General features: G+C 47.2%; 7 protein-coding genes and 1 pseudogene. 7 read left to right on the forward strand and 1 reads right to left on the reverse strand.

The annotated features are described in order from the left end of the window. The first annotated feature begins 455 nt into the window (after positions 1–455). The 6 genes from Q0Y54_RS09790 to Q0Y54_RS09815 all read left to right on the forward strand — a co-directional run bounded on the left by Q0Y54_RS09790 (position 456) and on the right by Q0Y54_RS09815 (position 7,316). Complete coding sequence (locus Q0Y54_RS09790; protein ID WP_297967021.1) at positions 456–686, forward strand: hypothetical protein; 231 nt, start codon at positions 456–458, stop codon at positions 684–686. Between the two features lie 122 nt (positions 687–808). Then, the gene (locus tag Q0Y54_RS09795; protein ID WP_297967024.1) at positions 809–3,739 is read left to right on the forward strand and encodes an insulinase family protein; all 2,931 of its coding nucleotides are present in this window, start codon (positions 809–811) and stop codon (positions 3,737–3,739) included. A 78-nt stretch (positions 3,740–3,817) separates the two neighbouring features. Next, positions 3,818–4,702 carry a 4-hydroxy-tetrahydrodipicolinate synthase gene (gene dapA, locus Q0Y54_RS09800; protein WP_297967027.1) on the forward strand — a complete coding sequence of 295 codons (885 nt, stop codon included), beginning with the start codon at positions 3,818–3,820 and terminating at the stop codon, positions 4,700–4,702. 132 nt (positions 4,703–4,834) lie between these two features. After that, positions 4,835–5,497, forward strand: a complete 663-nt coding sequence (gene sdaAB, locus Q0Y54_RS09805; RefSeq protein WP_297967031.1) for an L-serine ammonia-lyase, iron-sulfur-dependent subunit beta — start codon at positions 4,835–4,837, stop codon at positions 5,495–5,497. Positions 5,498–5,508: 11 nt separating this feature from the next. Next, positions 5,509–6,384: an L-serine ammonia-lyase, iron-sulfur-dependent, subunit alpha gene (gene sdaAA, locus Q0Y54_RS09810; RefSeq protein ID WP_366072620.1), complete on the forward strand. Its 876-nt coding sequence runs from the start codon at positions 5,509–5,511 to the stop codon at positions 6,382–6,384. Positions 6,385–6,587: 203 nt separating this feature from the next. Next, entirely contained in the window at positions 6,588–7,316 is a 729-nt protein-coding gene (locus Q0Y54_RS09815) for a hypothetical protein (RefSeq protein WP_297967034.1), read from the forward strand. A 193-nt stretch (positions 7,317–7,509) separates the two neighbouring features. Here Q0Y54_RS09815 and Q0Y54_RS09820 read toward each other — a convergent pair whose 3' ends face one another. After that, a complete protein-coding gene (locus Q0Y54_RS09820; RefSeq protein WP_297967037.1) occupies positions 7,510–8,253 on the reverse strand; it encodes a transglycosylase domain-containing protein in 744 nt (247 codons plus the stop codon). Between the two features lie 412 nt (positions 8,254–8,665). Between Q0Y54_RS09820 and argC the strand changes: the two are divergent. Further along, positions 8,666–8,952, forward strand: a pseudogene (gene argC / locus Q0Y54_RS09825) (N-acetyl-gamma-glutamyl-phosphate reductase); the annotation flags it as partial.

Genomic DNA, 8,952 nt, shown 5'->3' on the forward strand with positions numbered 1-8,952 from the left:
ATTGGAAGATTTTTCTTCTAAAGAAGAAAAATTTGAACAATGGCGTTATAAAATGAAGTGAGCTGAAAAAATATTAGGGGCAGAATGATATGGGGTCAAACAAAACGCCAGAGGAACAAGCCCGTGAAAAAAGAGATGAACAATTAAGAGCTGTTGGTTGGGATGTAGTGCCGCGGGACAAGTACGCTCCGGGGGAATACTGTTGCCTATTTCCCTTGACGATAGATACGCCGAGCAGTATCACGAAAGCGGCTATTGAGGAAGGACGTAGAATTGCCAAGGTCCCTAACGTAAAAGGGTACAACGATATGTCCGAGTTGAGGGCGGCACTTGAAACATGAGATATGAAGTCAGCTTTACAAACAGATTTATATGTGACTATTATAGAATTTATTTGAAGAAGCAGCCAACCTGCTGTATACTTGAAGCATAATCTAGTGAACGGAGTGAGCATTATGGAGCAAAAGAAAATCATATCTTCGTCGTATACCAGTGACAGCAAGGAAAAGCCGCGGAGTATAGCGGAGATTACGGCCAGGTACAATCTTTCCTGTCAGAAGTATAAAGAGCTGAAGGCTGCCAAGGCGGAATTTCGTGAGCAGAAGGTTATGGTGTATGCAGAATTGAAGGTTTTGGGATGGGCACTGGGCAAGAGCGACCAGACCATTTCCAAGGACGCAAACTGATATTGGTTTTTTAGGCTGCCCTATGTCATTTTCATGGGGCAGTTTTATTGTGTCCGTTTTTATATACAGGGGATTTTATGCTATACTAATAGTATTAGTGAGCAATCAAGGAGGTTCCTTTTATGAATGTAAATGATGTTATTCACGGCTTTAAGCTGATAAAAATTGATAATGTACCTGAGGTGGCTTCCGACACATTTGAATTTAAGCATGTGAAGAGTGGTGCCCGCCTTTTGTATTTAAAAAACAAGGACGACAATAAGGTGTTTTCCATTGCCTTTCGCACCCCGCCAACTGATGATACCGGTGTGCCCCATATTATTGAGCATTCTACCCTCTGCGGCTCCCGTAAATTTCCGCTGAAGGAGCCCTTTGTGGAGCTGGTGAAGGGGTCATTGAACACCTTCCTCAACGCCATGACCTACCCGGACAAGACTGTATATCCGGTGGCCAGCTGCAACGACAAGGACTTTCACAATCTCATGGATGTATATCTGGATGCAGTATTTTATCCGGCTATGCTGGAAAATCCGGAAATTCTCATGCAGGAGGGCTGGCATTATGAAATTGAACAGCCTGATGAGCCGTTAAAATACAGTGGTGTGGTATATAACGAAATGAAGGGGGCCTTGTCCTCACCAGAGGATTTATTGGGCAATGAAATTATGCGGGCCCTTTATCCTGATACGGCCTATTCCCATGAATCCGGCGGTAATCCGGCAGCTATTCCCGACCTTACCTACGAGGAGTTTAAGGAATTCCACAGAAAGTATTATTCCCCGGCCAACAGCTATATCTATCTCTATGGAGATATGGATATTGAGGAGCAGCTGAAATTTATTGATGAGGAGTACCTCAGCCATTTTGATATTGTGGATGTGGATTCTACCATTAAGGAGCAGGCGGCCTTTAATGAGATTAAGCAGGTGGTGGCTGATTATCCCATCGGTGAGGCGGAGACCACAGAGGCCAAAACCTTTTTGTCCTATTCCCTGGTGGCCGGAAATCCCGACGAGGTAGAGGATTTGCTGGCCATGTCCATTTTGGAGGATGCCCTTTTAAAAAATCACGCATCGCCATTGCGGATGGCCCTTATTGAGGCCGGTATAGGCCAGGATGTGTCCTCCAGCTTTGACGGTGCCATGCTGCAGCCCTTTTTCAGCATTGAAATGACCGGTTCGGAGCCCCGGCATGCCGATAAATTTGTGGAGGTAATTCGTACCACCATGGCGAAGATTGTGCAGGAGGGCCTTGACCGGAACCTGCTGGAGGGTACGCTGAACCGTATGGAGTTCAGACTGCGGGAATCGGATTTTGGTACGGCTCCCAAGGGGCTGGTTTATAATCTTACCTTGATGAACAGCTGGCTTTACGATCGGGATCCCCTGCTTATGCTTCGGTATGAGAAGGTGCTGACTTCCCTGCGGGACAAGCTGTCCACCAGATATTATGAGGAATTGATTGAGTCCAAGCTGCTGAACAATCACTTTGGTGCCCTGGTGGTATTAAAGCCCAGTGCAACCATGGCTGCTGAGAATACCAAAAAGCTGGAAGAAAAATTGGCCCAGGTAAAGGCTGGCATGACACCGGATAAAATTCAGGAGCTTATTGATGCGGCGGCCAGTCTGAAAAAACGTCAGCAGACCCCGGATAGTCCGGAGGCCTTGGCCACCATTCCCCTTCTTAAGATTTCCGATATTAATCCAAAGGTTCGGGTACTGCCTATGGAGGAAAGGGAGCTGGATGGGGTAAAGATACTGCTTTCCGATGTGGATACCAAGGGGATTGTCTACTATTCCCTGTATTTTGATGTGGAGGTTGTTCCCCAGGAATTAGTTCCCTATGCCTATTTGTTCAATGATTTATTGGGACGGGTGGATACCAGGGCCAATGATTATGTGGAGCTCAGCAAAAAAAACACCTTCTATACCGGTGGCATGGGAGGAGATATTGATGTGTTCCAAATTGCCGGTCAGCCCGATGAATTCCGTCCATTATTCAGAATGAGCTCCAAGGTGTTTTACCGCAATCTGCCTGTAGCTGTGGATTTGATGAAGGAAATCATTAATGATACCATATTTGATAATGAAAGCCGCTTAAAGGAGCTGATTATCCAGTCCAAAGTGGGGATGGAAATGGAGATGCTGAATTCCTCCGTGTCTGTTGCCAGGGGTCGCCTGGCCTCCTTTATATCCAAGGGCGGGGTATTTGAAGAAATGGGCGAGCTGTCCTTTTACCCGATATTAAAGGATTTGGCCGATAATTTTGATGAACGCTACGATGAGCTAAAGACCAAGCTTCAGCAGCTTCAGCAACTGCTGTTCAGCAGTAAGCGGCTCACCATCGGTGTGACCATGCCAAAGAAGGATTATGGCAGGTTCGAGCAGGAAATTAAGGGTCTTATTGGAGCCCTGAAGGGAAATAAGACGGCTGATGAGGCCCCTGTACAGACCTATGCTTTGCCGGTAGAAGGCCACCAGGAGGCCCTGCTGTCCTCCAGTCAGGTTCAGTATGTGGGCAAGGGTGCCAACATTATTAAATTGGGCTATAGGGTGCCGGGCTGTATTCGGGTCATGGAGGTCATGCTTAAGTATGAATATTTCTGGATTAAGATAAGGGTACAGGGGGGAGCCTATGGGGCCATGACCAGCATTAACAGTAATGGTAATGTTATGTTCCTGTCCTACAGGGATCCTAAGCTGAAGGAAACTCTGCAGGTATTTGATGGTACGGCGGATTTCCTGAAGAATTTTGATGCGGATGAACGGGAAATGACCAAATATATTATTGGTACCATCAGCAATATTGACATGCCCCTTACTCCACAGATGACCGGCAATATTGCCCAGAGCCTGTATTTCAAAAAATATAGCCAGGAGCAGCGTCAGAAGGTACGGGATGAAATTCTGTCCACCACGCCGGAAGATATCAGAAAGCTGGCTCCGGCCATTGAGGCGGCCATGAAGGAGAATAATATTTGCGTATTTGGCAACGAAGCTGTCCTGGAAGAAAATAAGGATGTATTTGATAAGCTGACCCGTATAATGGATTAAGATTGGCTTGGCAAAAAATAACTGACTGGGGTATAATTACCTTAGTCGTGTAGTGTGACAATGTTTGGAGGTTTTTTTGTGAAGGATGTTGTTTTTAGAGGTGCAGGCGTAGCCATTATTACACCATTTACCGAAGAGGGAATCAATTTCGAGGAGCTGGGCCGTGTTATAGAGGACCAGATTGCCGGTGGTACTGATGCCATCGTGATTACTGGAACTACAGGTGAGTCCGCCACAATGTCTGATGAAGAACATAAAGCCGCTATTAAATATGCTGTGGAAAAGGTGGCCGGCCGCATTCCGGTGGTAGCCGGTACCGGTTCCAACGAGACCGCCTATGCCATTCAGCTGTCTCAGTATGCTGAGCAGGTTGGGGCAGATGCGCTGCTGGTGGTTACACCATACTACAATAAATGTACTCAGAAGGGCCTGGTAAAGCATTATACTGCCATTGCCGACGCTGTTAATATTCCAATTATCATGTATAATGTTCCTTCTCGTACCGGGGTTAATATTCAGCTGTCCACCTATAAGGAGCTGTCCAGGCATCCGCGGATTGTGGCGGTAAAGGAGGCCAGCGGTGATTTGTCCCAGATTGTCAAAATCCGTCATGAGTGCGGCGATGATTTGGCCATTTACTCCGGTAATGATGACCAGATTATTCCTATTCTTTCCCTGGGGGGACAGGGAGTTATTTCTGTATTGTCCAATGTGGCACCAAGGGAGACTCATGATATTTGCCAGCTGTTTTTTGATGGCAGGGTAAAGGAGGCTGCCCAGCTGCAGATTGACTTTATTGACCTTATTAATGCCCTGTTCTGCGAGGTTAATCCTATTCCGGTTAAGGTGGCTATGCGAATGAAGGGCTATAATGCCGGGCCGTTGCGGCTGCCGCTGACGGAGCTGGAGCCGGAGCATGAGGCATTATTGAGAAGGTGCCTGGAGGCACATAATTTGCTGTAATACTATCAGCAGACAATCCTCAATGGGGTGAGGATTGTGGAAGGCTTGGTATGTGTGGAGGGACTGCAAGTGTTGGTTTGCAGTCCCTTTTTCGGGGAATGGCTTTTTCACGGGAAATTTAGGAGGGGTAGTATGAGAGGTGTTTTCGACATTGTTGGCCCTGTTATGATTGGTCCATCCAGCTCCCATACGGCTGGTGCGGCCCGGTTGGGGCTTATGGCAGGGAAAATTTTGGGCGAACCGGTGGCCAAGGCGGAGATTTTATTGCACGGATCCTTTGCCAGAACCTATCGGGGACATGGTACGGACAAGGCCCTGATAGGGGGCCTGCTGGGCTTTTCACCGGAGGATGAGCGCATTCGGGATGCCCTGGAAATTGCCAAGGAGCGGGGGCTGGATTATTCCTTTGCTCCAGTGGATTTGGGGGATGCCCATCCCAATACGGCAGTGTTTGTCCTGACGGGAACCAATGGGCGAAAAATTACTGTGGGAGGTGCCTCGGTGGGGGGCGGCAATATTGAGGTGAGAAATATTGACAGCTTCCAGATAGCTCTTACCGGTCAGTACCCTTCCCTGATTATCGTTCACCGGGATAAGCCGGGGGTTATCCGGGATATTTCCGATGTATTGACCAAGCATCACGTAAACATTGCCTTTATGCGGGTATTCCGCCGCAACCGTGGTCAGGAGGCCATGATGATAATCGAGACAGATGAGGAGCTGACGGAGGATATTATTCAGGATTGCCGCAGTACCGGCGTCATTGAAAATGCCTTTGCAGTTCCGGCTATATAGGAGATGGGCCCATGGACATGGTAAATTTTAATTCAATCAAGGAGCTTATTGAGCTGGCCAAGGAGAACAACACAACTATAGGAAAAATAACCATGGAATATGAGCAGGAGCATTCCTTTGACAGTAAGGAGCATATGCTGGAGTCCATGGAGAATAACTGGCGGGTTATGCAGGAATCCATTGAGCGGGGTATTTCCAACCGGGATAAGTCCCTTAGCGGCCTTACCGGAGGAGATGCGGTAAAGCTCTACGCCCACCGGGAAAACAGCTATACTGGCTCTACGGTTATGACGGCAGCGGCCAGTGCAGTAGGGGTAAGTGAGGTAAATGCGGTAATGGGCCGTATTGTGGCCTGCCCTACAGCCGGCTCCTGCGGGATTGTACCGGCGGCCATCAGAACCGCGGCAGAAAAAAATAATAATACGGAAGAGGAAATAGTGGATGCGCTATTTACTGCGGCAGGTATTGGCCTGGTAATAGAGGCCAATGCGTCTATTGCCGGAGCCTATGGCGGATGTCAGGCGGAGTGCGGTACGGCAGCCGGTATGGCGGCCGGGGCCATGGTTCAACTGGCTGGCGGTACTCCGGATCAGGTGGGCCATGGGGTGGCCCTGGCAATAAAAAACCTGTTGGGCCTGGCCTGTGACCCAGTGGCGGGTCTGGTGGAGGTGCCCTGTGTAAAGCGGAATGGCTTTGTGGCAGTTCATTCCATGGTGGCGGCGGACATGGCCCTGGCAGGGGTGGAGTCCGTTATTCCGGTGGATGAGGTAATCGATGCCATGGACCGGATTGGCCGTAGCCTGCCGCGAACTGTCAAGGAAACTGCCGAAGGCGGATTGGCATTGACCAAAACCGGTAAGGAAATATCCAGGCGGGTATTTGGCTGAGCCTTCATTTTTTTAGGTATAGATAGTTTAATCAGGTTTTAATGGACAAACATAATTGTTTATATTAAACTTTACTAGGGACTCTTGGAGAATCAACTCTGAAGGAGGAGGCACCTGGATTCCCTGTAAGAGCTGATGAAAACCGGTATGTTTTCATTTTGTTTACTAAGGATTAAAATCAGACGTTTATGGAGGTAATTTTAATGAAGAAAATCATACAGCTGCTGACTGTGATGTGCGTCATGGTTTTGGGCACACAGTTTGCATTTGCCTGGGAAGTGGGCACTTCAAAGGAAACTGTATACGGCTTTGGCATGTTGGATGTTAAGTCCTTTGTTATCGGTAACCCACAGTTCTCTCCCCATGAGGAAGAACCTACTGTGGAGGAACTTACCAAGATGATTTATGATCAGGCAGTAAAGGCGAACAAGAAAAGTCAGTTCAGCTATATGTCCTATCATGATTTTTGCAAGACCGTAAATCAGAAGGAGCATATTGATATCTATCGCCTGGGCAAGCACAAGGCTTTGGAGCTGTTCAAGGAGCGTGTAAAGGATTATGGCGATGCATATATTGTATGCACTGTTTCCAATGATACCCGCTTAAATGTGTTCTTTGATGTAATCGATTCCAAGTCCCATGATGTGCTTTATTCCTATAGAAAGCTGGCACCAAAGGATTCTCCGCGGGACACTGCTCTTTACACAGAGATTTGCCGTGACTTCTTCAACGCATACAGCAACCGCATTAAGGTTGTAGCCCGGGAGAAGAAGGAAGAGGATGAGCTCATTTTGAAGATGGGCAAGGAAAACTACGAGAAGTACAAGAAGGAAAAGCTGGCCAAGCAGAAGGCTCAGGAAATTGTTGAAAACGATTTGGACAGATATCTGAGACCTGAACATACCGTAGGCCGCGGCTGGGGCAAAGAGTAATTATTGCGAAAATTAAAAGAAGCTTTTATAGAATGTGGTATACTTCTATAGAAGCTTCTTTTTTCTTAATATGAAATCTTGTGAATCAAATCCGAAGGATGCAGATGAGCTCTAGATTTCGTTGTAAGGGCGTAGTGCGAAATAAGGTTTCGCACGAAGCTTACAATGGCATATGATGTTGTCTATGCACGGCCTATCTGCTCACTATGGTCAGGGGCCTGATTTTGGCATCCTCAGCAATATTCTCCCGTAAATAGCCGGCCTTTACCATGGCATCCAGAACGATGAATTGCCGTTTTTTGGCCAGCATATAATCTTCATAGGGCGAATATGCCGACGGTGCATTGGGAATTCCTGCCAGCATGGCTGCTTCAGGCAGGGCAAGCTGGTCCGGTGCCTTATCAAAATAGCCCAGGCTGGCCTCCTTTATACCGTAGAAGCCGGAGCCAAAATAAATGGTATTTAAATACATTTCCAAAATTTGTTCCTTGGAATAATGTAATTCCATATCCAGGGCCAAAAGAAGCTCCTCCGCCTTGCGGCCATAGGTTTGGTCCTGGGACAGAAAGAGATTTTTTACCAGCTGCTGGGTGATGGTGCTGGCTCCTTCCCGTACCTCCCCATATTGGAGATTAACCAGGGCGGCCCGTCCTATTCCCTCCGGGTCAAAGCCGTGATGGGTATAAAAACGGTTATCCTCCACGGCCACAATGGCCTGGGTCAGGGATTCAGGGATTTCATCAAGGGTAATATAATTGTTTCGGTTAAGGGCCTTATTAACCTCCCGGTCAAGAAAAACAATACGGTTTATTCGCTGGGCAGTAGGTGCATCAAAATACAGCGTACCACCGGAAAAATAGTATGAGCCGCATAATATAATGACAAGGAATAGAGCCAATAGGGCCAGACGCTTCAGCAAGCGGATTATTATCGTCATGATTGCACAATGTCCTCTTAAAATGAAACTTATTCAGTGGGAGACTTATACGGCCACTGAATGTAGTCGAATTAATCCAGAGCTTTGCGGACGTATCCAAGAGGCAAAGCCTATTGGTTAATACGTCCCATGCGAAAGTGTCCTGCAAAGCAAGACCATGGTCTTAGCTGAGCAGCTGACACTGACCGCTATGGGTGCTTTTCTGCTCCCCTTTGAGAAGGGAGACTTGGCACCCGTTAGCGTGGGGTTAAAGCTTTTCCCGTAACCTATATTTTAACACAGTTGTTCGTGTTTTTCCATTATTGGTATATTTAAAGAAAAAATCTGCATAATATTGCATAAATATTAATTAAAAGTTGCATTTTATGAATAAAAGGTGTATATTATACTCATTGACAAGGAGGAATTGACCATGAAGAAGGTAAGCGTAATTGGCGCAACCGGCTATGCCGGTGCCGAATTGTTGAGAATTTTATATAATCATCCGGAGGCCCAGGTGGTGCATATCACCTCCGAAAGCCATGCCGGGGAACATATTTCCGATATATATCCCCATTTGCGGGGAATTTATGATAAAGAGCTGATAAGCATGAAGGAAATGGATAAAATCGGCAAGGACAGCGATTTTGTGTTTATTGGCTTACCCCATGGTCATGCTATGAAGGTGGGCAGGGCACTGGAAAATATGCCAACCCGCAT

The organism is uncultured Anaerovibrio sp., assembly GCF_947302755.1.
Taxonomy (GTDB): Bacteria; Bacillota; Negativicutes; order Selenomonadales; family Selenomonadaceae; genus Anaerovibrio.